We start from the raw sequence: 24,968 nt of genomic DNA, 5'->3' as shown, positions 1-24,968 counted from the left end.
GTTCTGATACGGCGCAAACTGCTTAATGCAACTTGACCTGCGGCGTGCTGCGCTTGATCAGGAAGCGGCCCATGGCCATGACGGCCGTGCGCACGCTGCCCAGCACGGCGTTGTGGTGCATCAGGTGCAGGCTGACATACATCATGCGCGCGACAAAGCCTTCCACGAACCAGCTCAGGCCCTTCAGGGAACCCATCAGGGTGCCGACCGAGGTGGTGCGTCCAAACGAAACGAGCGAACCGTAGTCCAGGTATTCGTACGGCTTGCTCTGCGGCGGCTTGCCCTTCGCTTGCAGCAGGAACGTTTTCAGCAGGTAATCGGCTTGCTGGTGGGCCGCCTGGGCGCGCGGCGGCACCAGTTTGCCGTCGGGCCCCGCGCAGGCGGCGCAGTCGCCCAGCGCGAAGATATTCGCATGGCCCTGCACATTCAGCATGCCCGTCACTTCCAGCTGGCCGGCGCGGTTGGTCGGCAAGCCCAGGGTAGCCAGGAATTCCGGCGCGCGGATGCCGGCGGCCCACACGCAGATGTCGGCCGCATAGCTGGTGCCGCTGGCCACCGTCACCTTGTCGGGGTCGATGGACGTCACGCGCGTATCGGTCACCACGGTGATGCCGTGCTGGTGCAGCAGTTTCGAGGCGGCGATGGAGACGCGCTCGGGCAGCGGCGCCAGGATGCGCGGCGCCCCTTCCAGCAGGGTGATGCGCACATCCTTGATGGCGTTGAGATTCTGGAAGCCATACGCGGCATACACGCCGCTCGCTTCGCGCAGCTCGGCCGCCAGCTCCACGCCCGTGGCACCGCCGCCGATGATGACGATGTCGACGCCGGGATGGCCCGCGTCGCCCTGGCGCTGCTCGGCCATGGCCAGCAGCTTGAGCAGGGTCAAACGGAAACGTTCGGCGTCTTCCGTGGCATTCAGGGAAATCGTGTTTTCCTTGGCGCCGGGCACGCCGAAGTAATTCGAGGTGCTGCCCACGGCCAGCACCAGCTGGTCATAGCTGACCTGGCGCTGCGGCAAGAGCTGCTCGTCCTTGTCGGTGGCGATGGCGCCCACGGTGAGGCTGTTCGTGGCCGCGTCGAGCGCGGTCAGGGGGCCATAGACATAGGTAAAACCATTGTCATGCGCCAGCATCTGGTACGACAGGCCCTCTTGATGAATGTCCAGGGTGCCGGCCGCCACTTCATGCAGCGACGGCTTCCAGATATGGTACAGGCGGCTGTCGACCAGGGTCACCTGGCCGGGGCCGAGCTTGCGGCTGAGTTTGCAGGCCAGCTCCAGGCCGCCTGCACCTCCCCCTACGATTACGATTTTACTGTGCAAAGATCCTCCTGCTTATTTGTTAGTCCCTGTGCCCGTTGCCGTTGCCGTGGCCATTGCCATTGCCTCGGCCCGGCTTGTCATCATGCTTGTCGCGCTTGTCATAGTGCTTGTCATAGTGCTTGTCATGCTTGTCATCATGACGGCCGCGGTCGCCGTAATCGGGACGGCCATGATCGCCATGTTGCTGGCGGTAACGGGGCACATACTGGTTGTTATACCAACTATCTTGGACAAAATATACCTCTTGGTTACAGGCATTATACTTGCGGCAGTGCTTGGACCAGTTTTTCGCATGGCCGGGCGGCACGCGCAAATAGATGGGACGGGCCGAATAGTATTGCGGGCGCTGCACGATGACGGGCTGGGCGTAGATCAATTGCGGCGCGGGATAGTCGCCTATGTCGAGGCGTCCGTAAAAGCCTGGCTGGCCGACGGTGACGGAGACGCCAACCTGGGCGACGGCGGCGGTAGCTGCCGACAGCAGGACGGCGGCGAGAATGAGGGTTTTCATGGGGACACTCCTTTTATCAGTTATGCCGCAATTGTAGACCTTGTGCAACCAACTGTTTGTTCGCAAGGACACATAAGGTGCGCCGTGGCAAACTCACCACAGCTTGCCCAAAGGCACGACCAAGCCGCTGAACAGCGACCAGTCCGGCGACGCCGCCGTCAAGCCGCGCGCCATGCCGAAATCGATGGCCAGCCGTGGCGTGGGACTGTAGGTGGCGGCCAGCAACAATTGCGCCGTGGCCGGTGCACCGCGCAGGCGCGTGCCCGACACTTCCGCCGTGGCGCCGCAGCGCTCGCTGACGGGGGTGGAAAAGGATGCCGCCCAGCCCGTTTGCACCCTGCCCGTGCCAGGGTCGGATGCACCCAGGCGCGTGGCGTTCAGGTTGACATCCATGTGCACGGCGCCCAGGTCGCGGCTGACAATGCCGTTCAGCGAGAGATCGCTCTTGCCGCTGCCTATGCTGTCCTTGGCCGTGGGCAACTTCCAGCCCAGTTCCAGGCCCAGCGCCGTGGCGCTGTCGAGCAAAAAGGCGCGCTTGAGCACGACGGTCGTGTCGCCCACGCCCGTGTCGCGCCGGCCCGCGTCATCGCGCGCGCGCACGAAGCCCTCGCCTTCCAGCAACACGCCCCATTCGGGCGTGAACGCCAGCTTGAACGTATATGGCAGGCTGGCGCGGCGCGTGTCGTCCGTTTTGGACAGCAGGCCGCCCGCCTCGAATTCCAGCTGGCCCGGTACGGGCAGCTGGGCGGGACTGGCGACGGAAGGACGGTAAGGCAGGACGGGATCGCTATCCTGCGCCTGCGCCAGGGGCGCCAGGGACAGCAGCAACAGGGAAAAACTGAAGGACGGCAGGCAAGAAGATGGCATGGGGGACCCGGAAGTGGCAAACGCGCAATAACCACAGCCTACCACCGCCGCGCCGATTGCGCCCGATCCCAGGCGCTGTCAGGCCAGGCGCCGCACGCCCTGCCTGGCGGACGGCACTGGCCGGCGTAGCGGCGTGACGTTGCTCGATGCGGGCACGGCGATGCGTTCGGCCTGTGCATGCAGGCGGAACACGCCCACCAGCTCCGTCAGGGTTTGCGCCTGGTCCTGCAGCGATTCGGCGGCGGCGGCCGCCTCTTCCACCAAGGCCGCATTTTGCTGCGTCACCTGGTCCATCTGCAGCACGGCCTGGTTGACTTGCTCGATGCCGGCGCTTTGCTCCGCGCTGGCGGCCGTGATTTCCTGCATGATGTCGGCCACCTGGCGCACGCTGGTGACCACTTCATCCATCGTCTTGCCCGCGTCATGCACGAGTTTGGAGCCGATCTCCACCTGTTCGACGGAGTCGCCGATCAGGGTCTTGATTTCCTTGGCGGCACTCGCGGAGCGCTGGGCCAGGTTGCGCACTTCGGCCGCCACGACGGCAAATCCCCGCCCTTCCTCGCCCGCCCTGGCCGCTTCCACGGCCGCGTTCAAGGCCAGGATATTCGTCTGGAAGGCGATGCTGTCGATGACGCTGATGATGTCGACGATCTTGCGCGACGACGCGTTGATCGATTCCATGGTCTGCACCACCTGCCCCACCACGGCGCCGCCCTTGCCGGCCACGTCGGACGCGGCGCCGGCCAGCGCATTGGCCTGGCGCGCATTGTCCGCATTCTGCCGCACGGCCGAGGTCAATTGCTCCATCGACGACGCCGTTTCTTCCAGCGAACTGGCCTGCTCTTCCGTGCGCGACGACAGGTCGAGATTGCCCTGGGCGATTTCGCTGGAAGCCGTATGGATGGTATCCGTACCCGAGCGCACCTGGCTGACGATGCCTACCAGCTTGTCGCGCATGGCTTTCATGGCGAACAGCAGGCTGGTGCTGTCATGGCTGGCCGTGCGGATATCCACGGTGAGATCGCCCTCGGCGATGGCGCCCGCGATCCTGACGGCATACGCCGGTTCGCCGCCGAGCTGGCGCGTCAGTCCGCGCGTAATCAGCGCGCCCAGCGCCAGGCCGGCCGCCACGCTGCCCAGCACGAGGGCGAGCATGAAGGTGCGGCTGGTCTGGTACACGCTGGACGCTTGCTCGGCTGCCGCCCTGGCCCGCTCTTCTTTCTGCGAGGATAATTTATCGAGCACGCTGTCGAGTTCATCGGCATGCAGCCGCGTCTTGTCGAGCAGCTCCGTCAAGTTCGCGCTGCGCTGCGCCAGCGGTTCGGCCGCCGCCAGGGTCAGCGCCTGTTGCATGGTGGCAATGTATTCCGCTTCGACGGCCGCAAAGCGGGCAAACAGCTCCTTGGCGGCCGGCGAGACGAACAGCGGTTCGGCCTTGGCCAGGTAGTTTTTATTGTGTTCGAGAAATTTGGTGATATCGGCCTGGCGCTTGCTGCGCTCTTCCGCCGTAGTTGCCAGCAAGAAATTGCTGCGCGCCCGGCCCACCTTGATCAGGGCGATATTCGCTTCCTTGATGTACGACAGCCCCAGCAATTCATTGTTGTACATCCTGCCGGCCATGGTGTCGATCTTGCCCATGTTGAAAATACCGATGCCGGCCACGATGGCGCCCAGCAGCGCCACGCAAAAAAATGCCGCCAGCAAGCGCGTGCCCACCTTCATCCGATTCAACATGATTCCTCCATAGTCTGCGGCCAATACCCGGCGAAGCGTATGGATTTGAATATAGAGAAAAATCGCTGAAAAAAATGCTCGGATTGTCACTAAACAACAATTCCTTGATTTATAGCAACATGCAAAACGGCTTGCCATGCTAGGCAAGCCGCCAGGTTTATCCGCGCCAGCGGCGCATGTCAATGCCCGCCGTGCGCTGCCGGCTTGCGCACCGTCATCTCGACGCTACTTTTCGCCGCCGGTTTGCCCGTGCCCTGGCCGCGCACCGCTTCCGGCAAGGCGCCCGTCCATTCATACGCCACGCTGCCGGCCGGGTGCTTGTACCAGCCCGGGTCGCGGTAATCGCCCGGTTTCTGATCCTTGCGCACCTTGACCGTGGTAAACATGCCGCCCATGCCGATGGCGCCGAACGGACCGTCGCCGGCCATCATCGGCAAGGTATTGTCGGGAATCGGCATCTGCATCTCGCCCATGTCGGCCATGCCCCGCTCGCCCATCACCATGTAGCCGGGCACCAGCTGGTTGATCTTCGCCGCCACGCCCTGGTGGTCGACGCCGATCATGGTGGGCACGTCATGCCCCATGGCATTCATCGTGTGGTGCGACTTGTGGCAGTGGAAAGCCCAGTCGCCCAGGTCCGTTGCCGTGAACTCGACGGCGCGCATCTGGCCCACGGCGATATCGGTCGTCACTTCGGGCCAGCGCGATTCGGGGCGCGTCCAGCCGCCGTCCGTGCCCGTCACCTCGAATTCGTGGCCATGCATGTGGATCGGGTGGTTCGTCATGGTCAGGTTGCCCACGCGCACGCGCACCTTGTCGCCCTGGCGCACGACCATGGGATCGATGCCGGGGAAGACGCGGCTGTTGAAGGTGAACAGATTAAAATCCGTCATGGTCATGATCTTCGGCGTGTAGCTGCCCGGGTCGATGTCGTAGTTGCTGAGCAGAAAGACGAAATCGCGGTCCACCTTCATGAAGTTCGGGTCTTTCGGGTGCGTGACCCAGAAACCCATCATGCCCATGGCCATCTGCGTCATTTCATCGGCATGCGGGTGGTACATGAAAGTGCCGGGCCGCTTGGCAACAAATTCATAGACGAAAGTTTTGCCTGGAGGAATGCCAGGCTGGGTCAGGCCCGTGACGCCGTCCATGCCGTTGGGCAAGCGCTGGCCATGCCAGTGCACGCTCGTGTGTTCCGGCAACTTGTTGGTGACGAAGATGCGTACGCGGTCGCCCTCCACCACTTCGATGGTGGGACCGGGCGACTGGCCGTTGTAGCCCCACAGGTTCGCTTGCATGCCGGGCGCCAGTTCGCGCACGACGGGCTCGGCCACCAGGTGAAATTCCTTGACGTTGTTGTTCATGCGCCAAGGCAAGGACCAGCCATTCAGGGTGACGACGGGGTTGTACGGACGCCCATTCGGCGGCGGTGGCGGCGCCTTGGTGTCCGCGCCGGCCACGCTGACGGCTTCCGGCAGGGATGCCGCACCCACGCGGCTCACCGCGGCCGCACTCAGGGCGACGGCGCCCGCATTCATGAAAAAGTTTCTACGTGTAATCATCATTATTCCTTGTTGGCAAGACCGCTGCCATTGATGGCGCCTTGCATTTCAGTTTGCGCGATCCAGAAATCGCGCTGGGTCTCGATGGCGCTGTTCACGCTGGCGACCTGCTCGCGCGCGTCGGCCAGCAGCTCGAACACGCTGGCCAGCATGCCGTTGTAGCGCAGCAATACTTCATGCGAGATCGTCTTGCGCAGCGGCACGACTTCATCACGGTAGTGGCGCGCCAGGTCGTAGGCCGTGCGGTAGCTCGAATACGCCTCGCGCACTTCCGAGCGGGCCCGCACCGCCGTGCCCGCCGTGCGCTGCAGTGACTGCTCGTACAAGGCTTGCGCCCGGGCATTGCGCGCCGAACCCCAATCGAACAAAGGCAATTCCAGCGATACTTCATAGCCGTTTTCGCGCGGCGCCTCGCTCGTGCTCTTGTTGCTGTAGCCCACGTCGAGCACATTGACGAAACCCGTGACCTTGGCCAGGCCCAGCGCGTCGGCCGTCGCATGGGCGTCGAGTTTCGCTCTTTGCACGTCGAGGCGCTGCTCCATCGCCTGCGCCTCGATATTGCCCGCCTCCGCCGGCTGGGCCGGCAAGTCGGGCAGGCGCGACGGCAAGGTAAACGCCGTCTGCTTGCCCCACAGGCCCAGCAGGCGCGTCAGATGCTCGCGCGTCACCAATGCCTGGTGGCGCGCGCGGGCCAGGTCGCCGACGGCGTCCGCATAGAACACTTGCTGGCGCGCCTGGTCGAGGCGGCTCCAGTTGCCCGCCTGCTGCAGGCGCGTGGCCAATTCGGCGCCCGCCTCGGCCGACAGCAGCGCCCGCTGCATGAACGCTTCCGTCTGCACGGCGGCCACGGCATTGAAATACGCGCGGCGCGTCTCAAGCGCCAGCTGCACGGCGCTGCCGGCGGCCTGCAGCTTGGCTTGCTCGAAACGGCCCCGCTCGATGTTCACGCGCATCGGCATGGTCAGCAGTCCCGCCAGGTCGAAGCTGACGCCCCGGTCGATTTCATTGCCATGGCTGCCGTGCGAGCGGCCGAACGACAGGCCCGGGTTGCGCAAGCGTCCCGCCTGCACCAGGTCCGCCTCGGACGCGCCCAGTTCGGCCAGCGCCACTTTCATGCCGTGGTTGTTCATCAGGGCGATGCGCACGGCGCTGTCGGCGTCCAGCGGCTGGGCCAGCAGGGAGGCCAGTTTTTCTTCGCCGCCCTTGTCCGTCAATGCCGCCGGGGCGCCCGTGCGGGCGTCGGCCAGCGCGGACACCGCCTGCATGCCGCCATCGGGGCTGAAGCTGGCGCAGCCGCTGAGCAGCAAGACGGCCGCCAGGGCCAGCGGCGTCAGGCAAGTTGATTTTGTGAAACGTGCCATCTCAGTGTCCTTCGTGCTGGTGTTGCGGGGCGGGCTGGGCGGCCGGCTTGGCATCGGGCTTCTCCATCGGCATCTTGTGGCCTTCCATCTTGTGGCCGTCCATCTTGTGACCTTCCATCTTCATCATGCCCATGTGGCCGCCGGCCTTGCCGACCTTCTCGTTGACGGCGCGCCAGGTCTGGTCGGGCGTGGCGTCCTCCTCGGCGGCGGGACGGTAGCCGGCGAAGGCGGAGCGGTAGGTGGCGGCCGGCACGGGCGCTTGCGCGTCTTGCGGGGCGGATGGGGACCGCGATTGCGCGGCGGCGGCCAGCGGCAGCGAGGCAAGCGCAACGCCGGCGGCCAGCGCGAGGCTGAATAATTGCTTCATGGTATTCCTTGAATGACAGGGTATGGCGCGGCGGGCGCGCGACTGGAACGCTGGCGCGGCCAAAGCAACGTGCAGGGACGTGCGACGGCGGCACCGCCAGGTTCAACGGGCGGTCAGGCGGAGCGCGTGCTTCTCGGGGGACGTTCAGGGCCGGAGGGGATGTGCCCGGCGAACAGGGAATCGGGCGCCAGCGCCGGGGGCGGCGCGCGCAGGGTCAAGGCGTGCAAGGCAGGCATGCCCGGGGGTGCCGTGGCGCCCACCGTGCAGGCGCCGTGGTTGCTGCAATCGTGGCCAGGGTGGCCGGCGCCGCCATCGTCCATGGCCATTTTTAGCGGCTGGTCCTGCATGTGGGACATGCCGGCCATGTCGCCCATGTCGTGGCACTGGGGCGCCTCCATCGCTACGGCGGCGGCGGTGACCGCTGCCGCCCGCTCGTCCACGCAGCAGCTGCGCATGGCCGACGCAAAGCCCTGCAAGGGCAGCGTGACGGCAAGCAGCCAGAGCAGCGAGCGGGCGAGAAAGCGGAAAAAGGCACGATTCATGGCAGGACTATAAACCTTCCCACATGAGGAAGGTCAAGTGCCTATTTGCACCCGCCGCCGTGCGTCAGCCAGATGATGTAGGTGCCGTAGTAGCCCTGCCCTTCCAGGATGACCTGGCCATCGGCAAAATAGATTTTCTCCACTTTATTGACGGTAAAATACGCGCGGCCATCGGCCGCCTCCACGTCGCCCAAGCAACGGGCGCGGGGCCGGCAGTAGCCGCTGGCGCGCCCGATGGCCCGCATCAGGTCGCCGATCATGAAGTCGTCAATCATTTCGGCCAGCAGCGGCCGGTGGCCCGCCAGCATGGCCGTGATGTCGGGATAGCCGGCGTGCATCAGCTCGGGCAAGTCGCTTTCCTCGTACTGCAGGTCGTCTTCGCGGCAATCCTGCACGAAACTGTTGAACGGTTCGTCGAGCAGTCCCGCCAGCGCCGCTTCCGGCACGCTCAGGCGAAACGGGTGCAGCGGCAGCACGCTGTGCTGGCCGTAATTGAGTTCGCGGCAGTCGAGCAGGGCCAACGGGTGGGGCTGATCACCGACCTCGCAGCGGATGCCAAGTTCTTGCTCAAACGTCATCAATATCCATCCCTGCCATGCCCTTTGTCCCCGTTGTACCGCATCAGCGCCACATGGTAAGCGCTGGCGGGCAAACGGAACAGACTCAGATACCACAAAAAACAGCGGATCAGTTCATGCCGCGCGGCACGCCCGTCAGGCGGGTTCCGTGATACCCACGCAATTGCGCCCGTTTTCCTTGGCCACGTACAGGGCAGCGTCGGCGGCCAGCAGCACGGCGTCCGTGCCGCGCTCGCCGTGCGACGACGAGACCACGCCCAGCGAGACCGTGATGGCGCCCGCGCCGGGAATCACGGCGGCGGCCACCTTGGCGCGCAGGCGCTCGGCCACCTGCATGGCCACGTCCAGGTCGGCATCGGGCAGCAGCATGATGAATTCATCGCCGCCATTGCGGCACAGCACGTCGGCATCGCGCGAACAGGCGCGCATCAGCTGCGCCAGGCGCAGGATGACGTCATCGCCCACGGCATGGCCCCAGCGGTCGTTGACTTGCTTGAAATGGTCGATATCGATGGCGATGACGGAAAACGGCCGCGCCTGCGCCTGCCAGGCGTCCAGCGCCGCCGCCATGCCGCGCCGGTTCGACAGGCCCGTCAGCGGGTCCGTCTCCACGTCCGTCTTCAGCTTGCCGATCTTGTTCTGCAACAACGCCAGTCCCTTCAACAGGGCTTTCTTGATCTGCGCCGCTTCCACATACCACGAGCGGATGGCGGCGATGTGCTCGGCCGTGCCGGGCGCGTCCATGCGCCGCGCGCCTTCGGCCAGCTGCACTAGGGGCCGGGAAATCAGGCTGGCCAGCCACCAGATGAATGGCAAGCTCAGCAAGGCGATCGGCAGGGAATGCCATACCGTGTCGGCCATCAGCTGGTTCAGCGGCGCCAGGGTCATGGCCGTGGGACGCTGCGCCACGATGCCCCAGCCCGTCGACGGCATGACGGCGTAGCCGGCCAGCATGTCCACGCCCAGGCTGTTGTCCATGCGCCGGTTGCCGCCGCCCCGCTGCGCGATGATGGCGTCGATCACTTCATTGCGGCCGGCCACGTCGCCCAGGCGCTCGGGGTCCGGGTGGTACAGCAGGCGCCGGTTCTGGTCGACCACGTACAGATACGAGCCGTCGCGGTAATAATGCTGGCCCAGCATGGTGTACAGGATGTTTTTCTGTTTCAGATAGATGCTGCCACCCACATAACCGAGGTAGCGGCCATCCTTGCCAAGGATGGGATGCGAGACGAACACCACCAGGTTGCCCGCCGAGGAGACGTACGGCTGCGTCACCAGCGGGCGCCGCTCGCGCAGCGCCTGCACGGCGCCGGCCGAATCGAGCGTGCGGTGCCTGAGTGCCAGGGTTTCCGGCGAGACGCCCAGCACCTTGCCCTGGGCATCGACGATGAGCACGGAATTGAAACTGTTCGTCTGCAGGCGCAGGCGCTGCGCTTCTTCCGTCAGCCATTGCTCGTCGTCCATGCGCGACGGCAGGCTGCCGGCGCTGTAGGCCAGCTGCTGGCGCGCCGACTGCAGGAAATCCTCGGCCGTGCTGGCCAGCTTGCTCGCGTAGGCGTGGTTCGCTTCCAGGGTGGTATCGATCAGCAGCTGGCGCTGCACGCTGTAGCTGGCATAGAAGGTATTGGCCAGGGACACCAGGGCGCTGGCAAAGGCCACAAGCACGATCAAACGGCGCAAGTTCATGCGCAGAACAGGTTTAGTCCACATGGAGTCGGCAAGAAATTGGAAAGTATTGCGCTAAAGAAAGAGCGCATTATACCGAGACACCCGTGCCAATATTGAAATATTGGCATCCATGGTCAAAGAAACGGTACAAGCGGCAACGCGAGGCGCTGCCGCCTTGATTTGCATCAAGCGTGGATCGCGTGCTTGCGGACCCAGTCCACGTAGCGCTGCATCCAGCCCTGGAAGAAACCGAGGCTGGCCGGGCCGATGCCCCCGTGTTCGTCGAACAGGCCGTCCTTGGCCTGGATAAACATTTCAGGCTGACCCAGCAGCGGCACGTCCAGGTAGGCGAGCACATTGCGCAAATGCTGCTGCGCCAGCGCCGTGCCCGTGGCACCGACGGAAACGCCCAGCACGGCACCGGGCTTGCCGCCCCACACGCTCTGGCCATACGGACGCGAGCCGTGGTCGAGGGCGTTTTTCAGCACGCCGGGGATCGAGCGGTTGTATTCGGGGGTGAGGAAGAGCAAGGCTTGCGATGCGGAAATGTCGGATTTGAGGCGCAGCACCTGCTCGGCCTGCGCGCCATCGTCATCCTGGTTGTACAGCGGCAAGTCGCCGATCTCGATATGTTTAAAGGAAAACTCGGGCGGCGCCAGCTTGATGATGGCGTCGGCCAGCTTGCGGTTGAAGGAATCCTTGCGCAGGCTGCCGACGATGATTGCGACTTGATATTGGCTCATGAAAGTCCCCGATAACGGTTAAAAGAAAGCCCTGGAGTGAAGCTCACACCAGGGCTATCTTGCCACACAATTATCGGTTTTGCGCGCTAGCGTGCGGACTGCGCCAGGCCTTGATACTCGCGGTAATAGCGCCCGCCCAGGTTCGTCAACACCTCATAGCCGATGGTATTGGCCATGGCCGCCACGGCGTCGACCGGATGTTCGGCGCAGATCAGGTCGACCAGGCTGCCCGGCGCGACGCGCTCCTGCGCGATGGCGCTGACGTCCAGCGTGATGGAATCCATCGAGATGGCGCCGATCTGCGGCACTTTCACGCCATCGACGATGGCCAGACCCTGGTTGCTCATGCTGCGCAGCCAGCCATCGGCATAGCCGACGGAAACCGTGGCCACCTGGCGCGGCTCGCTGGCCGTATAGCGGCGGCTGTAGCCCACGTGGTCGCCGGCAGCGATCGTGCGCGTCTGCATGACCTTGCCCTGCAGCCGCACCACGGAGCGCAGCGGATTCGGTTCGCCGCCCTGCGGCCCGATGCCGTACAGGGCCGCACCGGGGCGCACCAGATCGAAGTGATAGTCGGGCGACAGGAAGATGCCCGAGGAATTGGCCAGGCTGGCGCGGTATTGCGGCAAACGGGCGCGGATGGCGATGAAACGGGCCAGCTGCTCGCCATTCATCGGGTTGGCGCGCTCGTCGGCACAAGCCAGGTGGCTCATGACATAGCGTACCTTGATGCCGTCGAGAAAGTGCGGGTCCAGCAGCCAGGCGTCGATTTCCTGCGGAGACAGGCCCATGCGCGACATGCCCGTATCGACCTGCACAATGGCGTCCAGGGCGGTGCCCAGCGCTTTTGCATGCGCGCGCCAGCCCGCCACCTGCGGCTCGCTGTTGAGCACGGGCGTCAGGCCATGGGCCGTGAATTCGCCTTCCGTGCCGACGGGCGGGCCGTGCAGCACGAAAATGGCCGCGTCCGGCGCCACGTGCGGGCGCAGGCTGATGCCCTCTTCCAGATGCGCCACGAAGAAATGGCGGCACCCCTCTTCATACAGGGCCGCGCCCACTTGCGCGGCGCCCAGGCCATACGCGTCGGATTTCACGACGGCCGAGCAGGCGGCCGGGTGCGCCTTGTCGCGCAGCAAACGGTAGTTGGCGCGCACGGCATCAAGGTCCACCGTCAGGATGGCGCCGCTACGTTCCTTTGGAGGCATGCTTCCCGCCATCTCAAGCTCCCGCGTATTGCAGTTTGCCGCCGCGCTGCGCGCCGCTGTAGCGGCTGACGGACAGGTCGTCGGCCAGGATGGCCGGCTTTTTCGACGACATCAGGTCGGCCAGCAATTGCGCCGAACCGCAGGACATGGTCCAGCCCAGAGTGCCGTGGCCCGTGTTGAGGAACAGGTTGCGCAGCGGCGTGCGGCCGACGATCGGCGTGCCGTCCGGCGTCATCGGGCGCAAACCCGTCCAGAACGTGGCGTCTGCCGTGTTGCCGCCGCCGGGGAACAGGTCGTTGACGACCATTTCCAGCGTTTCGCGGCGGCGCGGGTTCAGGTTCAGGTTGTAGCCGGCGATTTCCGCCATGCCGCCCACGCGGATGCGGTCGTCGAAACGCGTGACGGCGATTTTATAGGTTTCATCGAGGATGGTCGACACGGGCGCCTTGGCCGCGTTGACGATGGGCACGGTGATCGAATAGCCCTTCAATGGATACACGGGGATGTCGAGCAGCGGCTTCATGAAGCCCGTCGAGTAGGAGCCGAGCGCCACGACATAGGAATCGGCCTTGACGATTTCCGCGCCGCATTGCACGCCAGCAATTTCATCGCCCTGCGTCAGCAGCGCGTCGATGGAGACGCCGTAGCGGAACTTCACGCCCAGCGCCACGGCCATTTCGGACAGGCGCGTGGTAAACAGCTGGCAATCGCCCGTTTCATCGTTGGGCAGGCGCAGGCCGCCGAACAGCTTGTCCTTGACGGCTTCCAGGGCCGGTTCCGCGCGCGACAGCTCGTTGCGCTGCAGCACTTCGTACGGCACGCCCGCGTCTTTCAACACTTCGATATCCTTGGCGGCGTCGTTGTATTGCTTTTCGGTACGGAACAATTGCATCGTGCCTTGCTGGCGGCCTTCATACGTGATGCCGGCCTCGGCGCGCAGCACCTTGAAGCAGTCGCGGCTGTACTCGGCCAGGCGCACCATGCGTTCCTTGTTCACGGCATACGCTTCCGGTGTGCAATTACGCAACATCTGCCACATCCATTTCAGCTGGGCGGTGCTGCCGTCGAGCGAGATGGCCAGCGGCGCGTGGCGCTGCATCATCCACTTCACGGCTTTCAGGGGAATGCCGGGCGCGGCCCATGGCGAAGCGTAGCCGGGCGAGATTTGCCCCGCATTCGCGAAGCTGGTTTCCAGTGCCGGGCCCGGCTGGCGGTCGATGACGGTCACCTCATGTCCTGCCTTGGCCAGATAGTAAGCACTGGTGACGCCGATGACGCCGCTACCCAGAATCACGATACGCATAGTTTCCTCATTATATTTTTTAGGCTGACGCCAGATTAACCGCTATCATATTGGGAAAGAGCCAGTATTTGTTCACGTATAAATCGAGATATTCAGCAATAAATCATGAGAATCCTTAAAGAATCGGCACGTGGCCTCGACAAGCTGGACCGCCACATCCTGCGCATCCTGCAGCAGGATGGCCGCATCTCGATGAAAGACCTGGGTGAACAGGTGGGGTTGTCGATCACGCCCTGCATCGAGCGGGTCAAGCGCATGGAGCGCGACGGCGTCATCACCGGCTATCACGCCAAGGTGAACCCGGCCGCGCTGGGCGCCAAGCTGCTCGTCTTTGTAGAGATTACTCTCAATCAAAAGTCGGCGTCCGCCTTCGAGCAATTCCGCCGCGAAGTGCTGCAGATTCCCGAGGTACAGGAATGCCACCTGGTGTCGGGCGACTTCGATTACCTGATCAAGGCGCGCATCCATGAAATGGCCGAATACCGCAAGCTGCTGGGCGACATGCTGCTGCAGCTGCCGGGCGCCGCGCAATCGAAAAGCTATGTGGTGATGGAAGAAATCAAGGAAACCCTGGCACTGTCGACCGACGTGCTGCAGAACCGATAAAAGTACCGCCAGACGGCACCGACGGCATCATATGCTGCGCCTTTGTATAATCTTGTAGCACATTCGTGGCGACGCACGCACACTCCCATCCTGACATCACGCCCGTCCCCTCTGAGATTGGAAGCAGTGATGCACACTGGGAGTCCCTATGAACACATTGATAAAACTGGCAGCTTCCTGCCTCGCGGGCCTGGCCGTGGCCATGTGCACCGCCAGTGAATACAAGGTCAACCGCGCGCCCGACAACGGCGCCATCTATCAGAACATCAAGGTGGGCAAGACCACCCGCCTCGACCTCGATGCGGCGCTGGGCAACGCCACCGTCGTCAGCTTCGATCCCGGCTATGAAGTCTGGGTCTACAAGAACCAGCTGCAAGCGCCCAAGGTGACGCGGCTGATCCCCCTGCTGGGCGAAAAAGGCACGCGCGAAGTGGCCGTCATGTTCGACCAGGCGGGTGTCGTGAAGAAATTCCGCATTCACGAGCCGCGCAAGTAGGCGCACAGCGAACGGGCGCCGCCTGCCACGCTGGCTGGCTATACTGGCTGCTGGCTACCGCCGCCCACCGCTCACCTACCCAGCAAGGAGTTTCCATGCGCCTGCCCCTGATCGCTCCGCAAGACCTGACGCCCGAACAGCAGCCGCTGTACGACGATATGCGCAAAGGCATCACCAGCAATTTCAACGATTTCATCGCCGTGCGCGAAGACGGCGCCCTGATGGGGCCATGGAATCCGTGGCTGCACGAACCGGCCATCGGCAAGGCCATCTGGGACCTGACGCTGGCCATGACAGCCAACGCCACGCTGCCCGACAACGTGCGCCAGATTGCCATCCTGGTGGTCGGCGCGCGCTACAACGCCGCCTATGAAATCTACGCCCACATCGCCGTCGCGGAGCGCGAAGGCATGTCGGCCGAGCGCCTGGCCACGCTGGTGGCCGACGTCAAGCCCGTCGACCTGGACCAGCATGAGAGCATCGCCTACGACCTGGCCTACGCGCTCAGCGGCGGCGGCACGCTGCCGGAGCCGCTGTACCGCCTGGCGCTGGCCACCTTCGGTCAGCACGGCACCAACGAGCTGATCTACCTGGTGGGCCTGTACGCGCTGGTCTCGACCACCTTGAACGGCTTCAACGTGCCGGTGCCGGAACGCGACTGAAGGGCCTGGCCCCTCACTTGTCCCCCTGCGATAGGGAACGCCAGCGGACGCGCTCTTGCTCTACACTGGCGTTTTATCCTCGGCAACCTCCATGCAATTACCTGCAAACCTCGCCCCCATCTCGGTCGAACAAGACTGGCAACACACGACAGCGTATCCGCCGCTCGGCTTCACCCCGTTCGCCGAGGGCGCACTGGGCAATGGCGACACGTTCGGCCTGTACTGGCCCATCGGCCGCGAAGCGGCGGAACCGATCGTCGTCGAGACCTGGCACGACGAGTGGCGCCTGCAGCCGCACTTTTCCAGCCTGGCGGCGTTTCTGCAAGCCTACGCAACGGCGGAAGACGAGTACGTCGCCACGCCGTCGCTGGCCGACGACCCCGCCTCGCCCCGCGCAGCCTATCTGGAAGCCAAGGAATGGATTGCGCAGCGCAAGCCGGACGCCGCCATCGCGCTGCTGGAAGCGGCGCTGGCCATCCTGCCCGAATATACGGACGCGCTGGTGCTGCTGCATGGACAGTATGTGCGCGCGGGAAGAATCGACGCAGCCGTCAAGGTGGCCATCCAGGCCATCATCTCTCCACCGTCGTTTGGCGGCCCGCCATTCAAGGCCTTGCAATGGCTGCGCACGCAGCCGGTGCCGGACGGGGAACCAGACCCCATCTGGCGCGCCTGCGGGCAATTGTCGTTCAATTTCGGCGGCAGCAAGGACAATGCCGACTACCCCGTGCTGCTGGCCGCCATCGACACCTACCTCGAACAAGGCAAGCATGTTTGCGCCTCGACCCTGATGCAGACGTATGCCGAACTGATGAGCGCGGAAACCGTTTCGTTCCAGGAACGCTACGAATTTGACCAGACCGCCTTCATCGCGCGGCAAATCGCCGTCAGCGCGCAGCTGCCCAACGGCAGCCGGGATCCAGCGATGATGCTATTCAAAGGTCAGTGACTGGAAGAATCGCTGTCGGGATGCGAGCGACTGTGCATCATGTTCCTTGTCGGCAATGACGCTCAACATATACGTTCCACCAGGCACGCGGAACCACAGTCCATGCGTGATCTTTGCGCCATTGCTTTCAGGTAAAGTTCCCTGCGTGGTGACGGCATCGGCGCCCTTGAACTTGGTGACATTGGCATTCGGCTTGAAATATGCCTCGTCAAACGTTGTGCCCATGCTCGAACCAGGACCGGACCGTTCAAACACAGCCATGAACGTGGAGCCATGACGGTCGGTTCCACGCAGCATGAACGCCGCTTGCCCGCCACTGCCCTTCGTCATATCGGAAAAAGGGCCGGGCATGTCCACTGAAAAACCGCCATCTGCCGAGCGTGCCCGGGTCCAGCCCTGCGCATCGAACGGCGCAGCGATAGGCAGCTGTTTTTTATCCGTATATTCCTTGCGCACCACGGCAATGGCAGGCATGGCCGGGGCGACGGCTTGCACGAAGAAAAAGCGGCGTCCCCCGCCTGCTGTCAGTTTTGTGCCATAAAAGCGCATGCGCTTGCCGACGAGCTGACTGGCGGCGGCCTTACCCCGCACGGGTATTGCGCTTTCTGAAAAACACGCATCGGCGATCAACATGGCACTGAAGAAACGGGGCGAACGCTCAAGCTCGTATTCAACCTTGGCATTGTCAATGCTGACATGAAGGCGCTCAGGGTCGGCATGCATGCGCACGACATCGACGACATCGCCATCGATCACCCAGTCCGCCCTGTCTGCCGCGTTTTGCGCGGACTGGACGATGGCGGTGCAGTCCTTGCCAGTCTGGGCAAGCGCCGTGTTTGAGAACAGGCAGAAGGCCAGTGCAGTGATGGGAAATAGGTTTTTCAAGCGCGTCTCTTTCGGCTGGGTGATGTCAATATATAAAATCCGCGTGAATATTATCCCAGCACAACTAGAAATGCACTTCATTAATTAGCAACAAGAAGGGCCGTGTCCGGACTCAGGCCACGCCATCGGCCGAGCGCTGCCGGAACAGCTTGCGATACGCCGACGGCGACGTCTGCAAGCTGGCCCGGAAATGCTGGCGCAGCGACAGGGCCGTGCCGAAACCGGCTTCTTGCGCCACGACATCGATCGATGCCGCGCTTTTTTCCAGCAGGCTTTGCGCATGCGCAAGACGCTGGTTCAGCAGCCATTGCTTGAACGACGTACCCGTCGCCTGGCGGAAGTGGCGCGTAAAATTGCGCCGGCTCATGGCGGCCCGCTCCGCCAGCGCATCGATGCTGTGCGCCTGGCCCAGGCTGGCCGTCACGCAGGCGAGCACGTCGGCAAAGCGCCCTTCACTGCCGGACACGGGCAGCGGGCGCTCGATGAATTGCGCCTGCCCGCCCTGGCGGTGCGGCGCCACCAGCAGCCGGCGCGCCACCCGGTTGGCCACCTCGGCGCCCGCCAGCTGGCGCAGCAGATACAGGCAGCAATCGAGGCCGGCCGCCACGCCGGCCGACGTCAGCACGCCGCCATCGTCCACGTACAGCACTTCCCGGTCCACCCTGACCCTGGGGTAGCGGGCCGCCAGCCGGTCCGCCATGCCCCAGTGCGTGGCTGCACTCTTGCCATCCAACAAGCCCGCCTGCGCCAGGGGAAACGCGCCCAGGCACAGGCCCACCATGCGCGCGCCGCGCCCGCTGGCCGCCTGCAGCGCCGCGACCAGGGATGGCGCCGCGTCGCGGCAATCGTCGTGCCAGGCCGGCATGATGACGATATCGGCGCCGTCCAGCCCTTCCAGGCCGAACTCGGGCGTGATGCCGAAGCCGGCCGCCGTGCGCAAGGGCACGGGATCGGCGGCGCACACGCGCACGTGGAAAGGCGGCAGGTCGGCCTCGTCCGTCTGGGCGCCAAACACGAGGCAAGGCACGGACAAGTGGAATGGCGTCATGCCGTCGAAGGCGATCACGGCCACGCTCAAGGGGGAAGAAGCTGGAAAAGTAGGCATGGCCCGATTTTATCGCAGATAGGCCTTCGGGCCACTTTTTATTTACGGCGCGCGGCTTGAAAATGACGGTATCGGGGAAGTCCATCCTCTTTCAACCATTCAGGAGTCACGCATGTCCACCACTACCGTACCGCGCCGCGCCCTGCTCGTCATCGACGTGCAAAACGAATACTTCACGGGCGACATGCCCATCGAATATCCGTCCGTCGAGATTTCCCTGCCGAACATTGTCACCGCCATGGCCGCCGCCCGCGCCGCCGGCGTGCCCGTCATCGTCGTCCAGCACGATGCGCCGGAAGCTTCTCCCATCTTTGCAAAAGGCAGCGACGGCTGGCAGCTGCATCCGCAAGTGGCCGCCTTTGCCGCCGACCACCGCATCAACAAGAGCATGGGCAGCGCGTTTGCGGGCACGGACTTGCGCGCATGGCTGGAGAGCCACGGCATCGACACCCTGACGGTGATCGGCTACATGACGCACAACTGCGACGCCGCCACCATCTACCACGCCGCGCACGACGGCTTGCAAGTCGAGTTCCTGCAGGACGCCACCGGCACCCTGCCCTACGCCAATGCGGGCGGCACGGCCAGCGCCGAGGAAATCCACCGCGTCTTCAGCAGCGTGTTCCACTCGAATTTCGCCGCCGTCGCCAGCACGCAGGACTGGCTCGACGCCGTGCGCGAAGGCAAGCCGCTGGAAAAGGACAATATTTATCTGTCGAACCAGCGCGCGCGCAAGGCGGCTGTCGCCGCCTGAGTTGGCTTCTTAAAAGCGCCGGTGCCCGTCATCGGCGTCGCAGCGGCCGCTGAACTTGATCATGCCGTCGACCGTGATCACGCCGCTGCGGCGGTTGATCACCACGGTGGGGCGGTTCAGGGCGTTCAGACGGAAACGGCCGCGGATTTCATCGTGGCCCACGATCAAATCCATCAGATCCCACCAGCCGTCGTTGCTGTCGCCATGAATCGGTGGAATCAGCTGCTTCGGCAAACGGATTTGCGCCGCGCTGCCCTGGATACTGACGTTGACGGCCGTATCGAAACGGCTCTTGCCCGTTTCCACGGTGGATTTCTGCACATATTGATGCTTGTCATTGTCCCATTCCATGCCGGAACGATTTTCCATGACGGTTTTTTCTGCCTCGCCATAGCAGACGAGCTGGATATCATCTCCGCGCCCGGCACGTTCGGCATGCTCATACTGGTCCGCCTGGGCGGCGAAAGCGATGGCAATCAGGATGCTGGATACGGCTGTCATGCTGGTTCTCCAATGCAAGTAAGGGGATCAGGTTGCCAGATCACCAAGCTTAGCATAGGCGAAAATCCACCTGCGTCGGCTTGCGAATGGTCAATTCGCGGCGCGATCTGCTACAGTCGCGCTCACGAAAAACCTGCCGGATGCCTGACGATGCGAAGATTGACACTGACCGCCCTGCTGGCGCTGATAACGTTCCTGCTGGCCACGGCCGCCCTGGTGCTGGAGGGCCTCGACGACAAGCTGGCCCCGGCCGACGTGATCGTCGTGCCTGGCAACACGATCCTGCCCGACGGCACGCCCAGCCCCCGCCTGCAGGCGCGGCTCGACGCGGCGCTGACGCAATTCCAGGCAGGCCGGGCGCCGCACATCCTCGTCAGCGGGGCGACGGGCAAGGAAGGGTTCGACGAGGCCGCGGCTATGGCCCGCTACCTGCTCAAGCACGGCGTGCCCGCCGGCGCCATCCTTGAGGATAATCAAGGCTGGACCACGGATGCCACGGCCCGCAACGCGGCGGCATTGATGCGCGCACGCGGCTGGAAGACAGCCATGGTCGCCACGCAATACTTTCACGTGCCCCGCTTCCGGCTGGCGTTGGAACGGGCCGGCATCACCGTCAGCGGCAACGTGCACGCGCCCTATTTCGAGTTGCGCGACTTTTATTCCACTCCCCGGGAAACTGTCGGTTATGCGGTGTACTATACATTTCACCATTAATTAAAAACAGGATGGAATGCATGCAGAAGTTGCTGATGGTTTTGATTGCCGTTTTCGGCCTCGTTAATTCCAGCTTCTCTCAAAACAAAGAAGAGTTTCCTCTGCGCGATTTCACGAAATGCAGCGTACAGAATAAAGAGGCTGGATATACAAAAGCATGCAAGGATGAATTAAGCAGCACGGACATCGAGAAATCTCGGGAATCCGCCGCAAAAAAGCCCTTTTCCATTGCAGTACAAGGCGATACGCTAACAGTCACGGCCAGGGTTGCCGCTAGCGATATCACGTTCGCGCGCAAACCTTATCTCTGCTGCGACATACAGGCTTATCTCGATCCGCTTGGCGATGATCTCTATGCGGCGAAATTTCGCTGGCATGACATGGATAAATCGCTGCTGGAATTGCGCTTGTTTAATGTAGCTCAACCATCGAATGGTAACGCCACTTACCATGGCAGCAAGGAATTCCTTGCCCCACGCAACGATATCGATCAATCCGTACTGCAAAATGCCGGCATGGCACTGACTGAACGCGCATTTAAAATCAGCCAAGAATTTGGCGTGCGCAAGGTCACTGTCATCAAGGGCCGCGCTTGCCTGCAGAACTTAACGGTTTGCCAGGTGATTTACATGGCCGATGGCCAGTCGCTGGTTTTTCTGGTCAAGAACGCCTTGCTCGACCAGCGCGATTTGAGCCACTTTGTTTTCGTGGGTATCTATAACGCGGAAGCCAAGGAAAATACCAATAACATCCGAATCGATGAGCTGTTATTTGGCTACCATCCGGCACGCTATGACGCTTTCATGCATTTTTCCACTGTAACCCTCATACAGGAAATAGAAGGAGAAGACCTTCCGTTGGCGCGCTACAGTGCTGGCTATTCGAATGGCGGCGCCTGGGCGTACGATATGCTGCTGGCCAGGCCCGACGTATTTTCAGGCGCGATTATCATGTCGCCCGCCGAATGGAAGTCACGAGCGGATACCCGTCTAACGGAGCGCCGCGTCTTCATCGGCGCCGGCCACCTGGAAAGCGGGTTCCTTGCCAATGCGCGCGCGATGGCGCCGGATGTGCGTTCCCGTGGCGCCCTGGTGCAGGAAATCTACGTGCCGAGCGGCCACGGCATGAATACATGGACGAATATCTGGAGCCGCTCACTGCTGGCCCTTTCGGAAGCGGCAAGATACGGTCAATAAGGAGTCACTCGCTCCAGTCGCGCGAGCGCTCCACCGCGCGCTGCCATTTATGCAAGCGCGTCAGCCGTTCGTCGGCCGCCATGGCCGGCTCGAATCGGCGCCCCACCTGCCATTGGGCGGCGATTTCTTCCTGCGAGGCCCAGAAGCCCACGGCCAGGCCCGCCAGGTAGGCGGCGCCCAGGGCCGTCGTTTCCGTCACCACGGGGCGCACCACGGGCACATTCAAGATGTCGGCCTGGAACTGCATCAGCATGTCGTTGCGGGCCGCGCCGCCGTCCACGCGCAACTCGGATAGCGCAATGCCCGCGTCGTCCTGCATGGCGGACAACACATCGACGTTCTGGTAAGCCACGCCCTCCAATGCCGCGCGCGCGATGTGCGCCTTGCCCGTGCCGCGCGTGATGCCGATCAGGGTGCCGCGCGCGTACGGGTCCCAGTACGGCGCGCCGAGTCCCGCGAACGCGGGCACGAAGACCAGGCCGCCCGAATCGGGCACGCTGGTGGCCAGCGCTTCCACTTCGGACGAGTCGCGGATGATGCCGATGCCGTCGCGCATCCATTGCACGGCCGCGCCCGCGATGAAGGCGCTGCCTTCGAGCAAATAATCGGTTTGATTTGCATCAGGTCCCAGGCTCCAGCCCACCGTCGTCAGCAGCCGGTTTTTCGATGGCAGGGGGCGCTTGCCCACGTTCATCAGCATGAAGCAGCCCGTGCCGTAGGTATTCTTCGCCATGCCCGGTTTCAGACAGGCCTGGCCGAAGGTGGCGGCCTGCTGGTCGCCCGCGATGCCGGCGATCGGCACGGACACGCCCAGCAGGTCCACGCGCGTGTGCGCGGCCACGCCGCTCGATGGCACGACGTCGGGCAGCAGCGAGGCGGGAATGTCCAGCAGCGCCAGCAGGTCCGTGTCCCATTGCAGGGTATGGATATTGAACAGCATGGTGCGCGCCGCGTTGCTCGTGTCCGTCAAGTGGGCGCCGCTCATCTTGTAGATCAGCCAGCTGTCGACCGTGCCGAAGGCCAGCTCTCCCCGCTCGGCGCGCGCGCGGGCGCCGGCCACGTTGTCGAGCAGCCATTTCAATTTAGTTGCGGAAAAATACGCATCGAGCACGAGACCCGTCTTGCGCTGGATCACGTCCGCCTTGCCCTGTTCAACCAGCTGCTCGCAGTAGGCCGCGTTTCTCCGGTCTTGCCAGACGATGGCGTTGGCGACGGGTTCGCCCGTGGCGCGGTCCCACAGCACCGTCGTTTCGCGCTGGTTGGTCACGCCGATGGCGGCCACGTCGGATGCCGCCACGCCGCTGTCGCGCAGCACCTGCTGCAGCACACCCTCTTGCGAGGCCCAGATTTCGCCGGCGTCATGCTCGACCCAGCCCGGCTGGGGAAAAATCTGGCGAAATTCCCGCTGCGCGCTGGCGTGCGGCCGGCCCGCATGGTCGAACAGGATGGCGCGCGAACTGGTGGTGCCCTGGTCTAAAGCAAGTATGTATTTGGTCATGGTCGCTACTACATCAATACAGTGAAAAAAGGGCACGGACAAGCGCCCGTGCCCCGGGGACAGCGGCGGCAGTTTACCTTACCTTGCCTTCTTTCCAAGCCTGCAATAATTTATCGTAGGCAATCGTTTCACCCTTCGGCTTTTCATTCGCCAGCTTTTTCCAAGGGGCATGCTGGTCCGACAGATACTGGTTCGGATCGACCTTCGGATTGAGCTTGGGCGCGCACGCCTTCATGCCGGCCCGCTGCAGGCGCGCCATGACCTGGTCCATTTCCTCGGCCAGGTTATCCATGGCGGCTTGCGGCGTTTTTTCCGCCGTGATGGCCGTGGCCACGTTCTTCCACCACAACTGGGCCAGCTTCGGATAGTCGGGCACGTTGTTGCCGGTCGGCGTCCACGCCACGCGGGCGGGGCTGCGGTAGAACTCGATCAAGCCGCCGTATTCATTCGCGTGCTTGGTAAAATAATCATGGCGGATGTCGGAATCGCGAATAAAGGTCAGGCCGACGATGGATTTCTTCAGCGACACGGTTTTCGACGTGACGAATTGCGCGTACAGCCAGGCGGCCGCCTTGCGGTCATCGGGCGTGGACTTGAACAGGAACCAGGAACCGACGTCCTGGTAGCCGTTCTGCATGCCCTCTTTCCAGTACGGACCATGCGGCGACGGCGCCATGCGCCATTTCGGCGTGCCGTCCTTGTTGACCACCGGCAAGCCCGGTTTCGTCATGCCGGCCGTAAATGCCGTGTACCAGAAGATTTGCTGGGCGATTTCGCCCTGCGCCGGCACGGGACCCGATTCCGAGAAATTCATGCCGTTCGCCTGCGGCGGCGCGTATTTCTTCATCCAGTCGATATATTTCGTCAGCGCAAAGACGGCGGCCGGCGAATTGGTGGCGCCGCCGCGTGACATCGAGGCGCCTACGGGCGTGCACTTGTCGGCCGCCACCTTGATGCCCCACTCGTCGACGGGCATGCCGTTCGGAATGCCCTTGTCGGCCGCGCCAGCCATCGACAGCCAGGCATCGGTAAAGCGCCAGCCCAGGGACGGATCTTTCTTGCCGTAATCCATGTGGCCGTAGACTTTCTTGCCGTCCAGTTCCTTCACGTCATTGGTAAAGAAGTCGGCGATGTCTTCATACGCGGACCAGTTCTGCGGCACGCCCAGCTCGTAGCCATACTTGGCCTTGAACTTGGCTTGCAAATCCTTGCGCGCGAACCAGTCGGCGCGGAACCAGTACAGGTTGGCGAATTGCTGGTCGGGCAGCTGGTACACCTTGCCGTCCGGCGCCGTGGTAAAGCTGATGCCGATGAAATCTTTCAGGTCCAGGCCCGGATTCGTGAATTCCTTGCCCTTGGCGGCCATGTAGTCGGACAGCGGTTCCACGGCGCCATAGCGGTAGTGCGTACCGATCAGGTCGGAATCGGAAATCCAGCCGTCATAGATGCTCTTGCCGGACTGCATCGAGGTTTGCAGCTTTTCCACCACATCGCCTTCCTGGATGATGTCGTGGCGCACCTTGATGCCCGTGATTTCCTCGAAGGCCTTGGCCAGGGTCTTCGATTCGTAGACGTGGGTGTCGATGGTTTCCGAGACCACGGAAATTTCCTTGATGCCCTTGGCTTTCAGCTTGGCCGCCGCATCGATGAACCATTTCATTTCAGCAAGCTGTTGCTGCTTGCTCAGGCTGGATGGCTGGAATTCCTTGTCGATCCAGGTTTGCGCCTGCTTGGCGTCGGCCAGGGCCGCGTTCGACACGAGCATGGCCGCAGCCGCGAAGACCGTGAACTTCAATTTCATCGTGAATCTCCTTTTATAGTTTTTACCGGCCGCCTGCTG

At 63.2% G+C, this 24,968-nt stretch carries 25 protein-coding genes; 7 read left to right on the top strand and 18 right to left on the bottom strand.

The window, feature by feature from the left end; genetic code table 11:
- Positions 1 to 22: 22 nt before the first annotated feature.
- From AC1RJW_RS04290 to AC1RJW_RS04230, 13 genes are all read right to left on the bottom strand, one after another.
- The gene (locus AC1RJW_RS04290; RefSeq protein ID WP_493043709.1) at positions 23 to 1,321 is read right to left on the bottom strand and encodes an NAD(P)/FAD-dependent oxidoreductase; all 1,299 of its coding nucleotides are present in this window, start codon (positions 1,319 to 1,321) and stop codon (positions 23 to 25) included.
- A 19-nt stretch (positions 1,322 to 1,340) separates the two neighbouring features.
- Entirely contained in the window at positions 1,341 to 1,832 is a 492-nt protein-coding gene (locus tag AC1RJW_RS04285) for a hypothetical protein (protein WP_493043707.1), read from the bottom strand.
- A 93-nt stretch (positions 1,833 to 1,925) separates the two neighbouring features.
- On the bottom strand, positions 1,926 to 2,699 hold the full coding sequence (locus tag AC1RJW_RS04280) for a transporter (RefSeq protein WP_493043705.1): 774 nt from the start codon (positions 2,697 to 2,699) through the stop codon (positions 1,926 to 1,928).
- Between the two features lie 78 nt (positions 2,700 to 2,777).
- Positions 2,778 to 4,433, bottom strand: a complete 1,656-nt coding sequence (locus tag AC1RJW_RS04275) for a methyl-accepting chemotaxis protein (RefSeq protein WP_493043703.1) — start codon at positions 4,431 to 4,433, stop codon at positions 2,778 to 2,780.
- 179 nt (positions 4,434 to 4,612) lie between these two features.
- The gene (locus AC1RJW_RS04270; RefSeq protein ID WP_493043701.1) at positions 4,613 to 5,995 is read right to left on the bottom strand and encodes a multicopper oxidase family protein; all 1,383 of its coding nucleotides are present in this window, start codon (positions 5,993 to 5,995) and stop codon (positions 4,613 to 4,615) included.
- A 2-nt stretch (positions 5,996 to 5,997) separates the two neighbouring features.
- The gene (locus AC1RJW_RS04265; protein WP_493043699.1) at positions 5,998 to 7,356 is read right to left on the bottom strand and encodes a TolC family protein; all 1,359 of its coding nucleotides are present in this window, start codon (positions 7,354 to 7,356) and stop codon (positions 5,998 to 6,000) included.
- Between the two features lies 1 nt (position 7,357).
- On the bottom strand, positions 7,358 to 7,723 hold the full coding sequence (locus tag AC1RJW_RS04260; RefSeq protein WP_493043697.1) for a hypothetical protein: 366 nt from the start codon (positions 7,721 to 7,723) through the stop codon (positions 7,358 to 7,360).
- A 113-nt stretch (positions 7,724 to 7,836) separates the two neighbouring features.
- The gene (locus tag AC1RJW_RS04255) at positions 7,837 to 8,265 is read right to left on the bottom strand and encodes a hypothetical protein (RefSeq protein ID WP_493043695.1); all 429 of its coding nucleotides are present in this window, start codon (positions 8,263 to 8,265) and stop codon (positions 7,837 to 7,839) included.
- Positions 8,266 to 8,306: 41 nt separating this feature from the next.
- Entirely contained in the window at positions 8,307 to 8,843 is a 537-nt protein-coding gene (locus AC1RJW_RS04250; protein WP_493043693.1) for a hypothetical protein, read from the bottom strand.
- A gap of 135 nt (positions 8,844 to 8,978) precedes the next feature.
- Positions 8,979 to 10,553 carry a diguanylate cyclase gene (locus AC1RJW_RS04245; protein WP_493043691.1) on the bottom strand — a complete coding sequence of 525 codons (1,575 nt, stop codon included), beginning with the start codon at positions 10,551 to 10,553 and terminating at the stop codon, positions 8,979 to 8,981.
- Positions 10,554 to 10,696: 143 nt separating this feature from the next.
- On the bottom strand, positions 10,697 to 11,254 hold the full coding sequence (locus AC1RJW_RS04240; protein WP_099411491.1) for an NADPH-dependent FMN reductase: 558 nt from the start codon (positions 11,252 to 11,254) through the stop codon (positions 10,697 to 10,699).
- Positions 11,255 to 11,340: 86 nt separating this feature from the next.
- Entirely contained in the window at positions 11,341 to 12,459 is a 1,119-nt protein-coding gene (alr, locus tag AC1RJW_RS04235; protein WP_493043689.1) for an alanine racemase, read from the bottom strand.
- Between the two features lie 13 nt (positions 12,460 to 12,472).
- Positions 12,473 to 13,762: a D-amino acid dehydrogenase gene (locus AC1RJW_RS04230; RefSeq protein WP_493043687.1), complete on the bottom strand. Its 1,290-nt coding sequence runs from the start codon at positions 13,760 to 13,762 to the stop codon at positions 12,473 to 12,475.
- Between the two features lie 105 nt (positions 13,763 to 13,867).
- On the opposite strand from AC1RJW_RS04230, the gene AC1RJW_RS04225 reads away from it, so the two are divergent.
- The 4 genes from AC1RJW_RS04225 (at position 13,868) to AC1RJW_RS04210 (ending at position 16,475) form a co-directional block, all read left to right on the top strand.
- Entirely contained in the window at positions 13,868 to 14,368 is a 501-nt protein-coding gene (locus tag AC1RJW_RS04225) for an Lrp/AsnC ligand binding domain-containing protein (protein ID WP_070222192.1), read from the top strand.
- Positions 14,369 to 14,516: 148 nt separating this feature from the next.
- Positions 14,517 to 14,864 (top strand): hypothetical protein, encoded by a 348-nt coding sequence (locus tag AC1RJW_RS04220; RefSeq protein ID WP_070222194.1) that lies wholly within the window; start codon positions 14,517 to 14,519, stop codon positions 14,862 to 14,864.
- Positions 14,865 to 14,959: 95 nt separating this feature from the next.
- Positions 14,960 to 15,526, top strand: a complete 567-nt coding sequence (locus tag AC1RJW_RS04215; RefSeq protein ID WP_230504600.1) for a carboxymuconolactone decarboxylase family protein — start codon at positions 14,960 to 14,962, stop codon at positions 15,524 to 15,526.
- Positions 15,527 to 15,617: 91 nt separating this feature from the next.
- A complete protein-coding gene (locus tag AC1RJW_RS04210; protein WP_493043684.1) occupies positions 15,618 to 16,475 on the top strand; it encodes a tetratricopeptide repeat protein in 858 nt (285 codons plus the stop codon).
- Here the strand turns inward: AC1RJW_RS04210 and AC1RJW_RS04205 are convergent.
- Positions 16,458 to 17,360 (bottom strand): hypothetical protein, encoded by a 903-nt coding sequence (locus AC1RJW_RS04205; RefSeq protein WP_493043682.1) that lies wholly within the window; start codon positions 17,358 to 17,360, stop codon positions 16,458 to 16,460. The two genes, AC1RJW_RS04210 and AC1RJW_RS04205, sit on opposite strands and share 18 nt — an antisense overlap.
- Positions 17,361 to 17,472: 112 nt before the next feature.
- On the bottom strand, positions 17,473 to 18,438 hold the full coding sequence (locus tag AC1RJW_RS04200; protein ID WP_493044203.1) for a GlxA family transcriptional regulator: 966 nt from the start codon (positions 18,436 to 18,438) through the stop codon (positions 17,473 to 17,475).
- A 139-nt stretch (positions 18,439 to 18,577) separates the two neighbouring features.
- Between AC1RJW_RS04200 and AC1RJW_RS04195 the strand changes: the two genes are divergently transcribed.
- Positions 18,578 to 19,219, top strand: coding sequence for a cysteine hydrolase family protein (locus AC1RJW_RS04195; RefSeq protein WP_493043680.1), 642 nt, complete (start codon positions 18,578 to 18,580; stop codon positions 19,217 to 19,219).
- Between the two features lie 9 nt (positions 19,220 to 19,228).
- Here the strand turns inward: AC1RJW_RS04195 and AC1RJW_RS04190 are convergent, their stop codons facing one another.
- Positions 19,229 to 19,720: a hypothetical protein gene (locus AC1RJW_RS04190; RefSeq protein WP_092794470.1), complete on the bottom strand. Its 492-nt coding sequence runs from the start codon at positions 19,718 to 19,720 to the stop codon at positions 19,229 to 19,231.
- A 150-nt stretch (positions 19,721 to 19,870) separates the two neighbouring features.
- Between AC1RJW_RS04190 and AC1RJW_RS04185 the strand changes: the two genes are divergently transcribed.
- Together AC1RJW_RS04185 and AC1RJW_RS04180 are read left to right on the top strand one after the other, a co-directional pair.
- Positions 19,871 to 20,434, top strand: a complete 564-nt coding sequence (locus AC1RJW_RS04185) for a YdcF family protein (RefSeq protein ID WP_493043678.1) — start codon at positions 19,871 to 19,873, stop codon at positions 20,432 to 20,434.
- Between the two features lie 20 nt (positions 20,435 to 20,454).
- Positions 20,455 to 21,630, top strand: a complete 1,176-nt coding sequence (locus tag AC1RJW_RS04180; RefSeq protein WP_493043676.1) for an alpha/beta hydrolase — start codon at positions 20,455 to 20,457, stop codon at positions 21,628 to 21,630.
- A gap of 4 nt (positions 21,631 to 21,634) precedes the next feature.
- Here the strand turns inward: AC1RJW_RS04180 and glpK are convergent, their stop codons facing one another.
- Together glpK and AC1RJW_RS04170 are read right to left on the bottom strand one after the other, a co-directional pair.
- Positions 21,635 to 23,128: a glycerol kinase GlpK gene (gene glpK / locus AC1RJW_RS04175; RefSeq protein ID WP_493043674.1), complete on the bottom strand. Its 1,494-nt coding sequence runs from the start codon at positions 23,126 to 23,128 to the stop codon at positions 21,635 to 21,637.
- A gap of 73 nt (positions 23,129 to 23,201) precedes the next feature.
- Positions 23,202 to 24,929, bottom strand: coding sequence for an ABC transporter substrate-binding protein (locus AC1RJW_RS04170; RefSeq protein WP_034779106.1), 1,728 nt, complete (start codon positions 24,927 to 24,929; stop codon positions 23,202 to 23,204).
- Positions 24,930 to 24,968: the final 39 nt, after the last annotated feature.

Source organism: Janthinobacterium sp. GW822-FHT07A03, from assembly GCF_058798815.1.
Note: the sequence above shows the minus strand (reverse complement) of the source record. Positions and strands in the feature narration are given on the sequence as shown.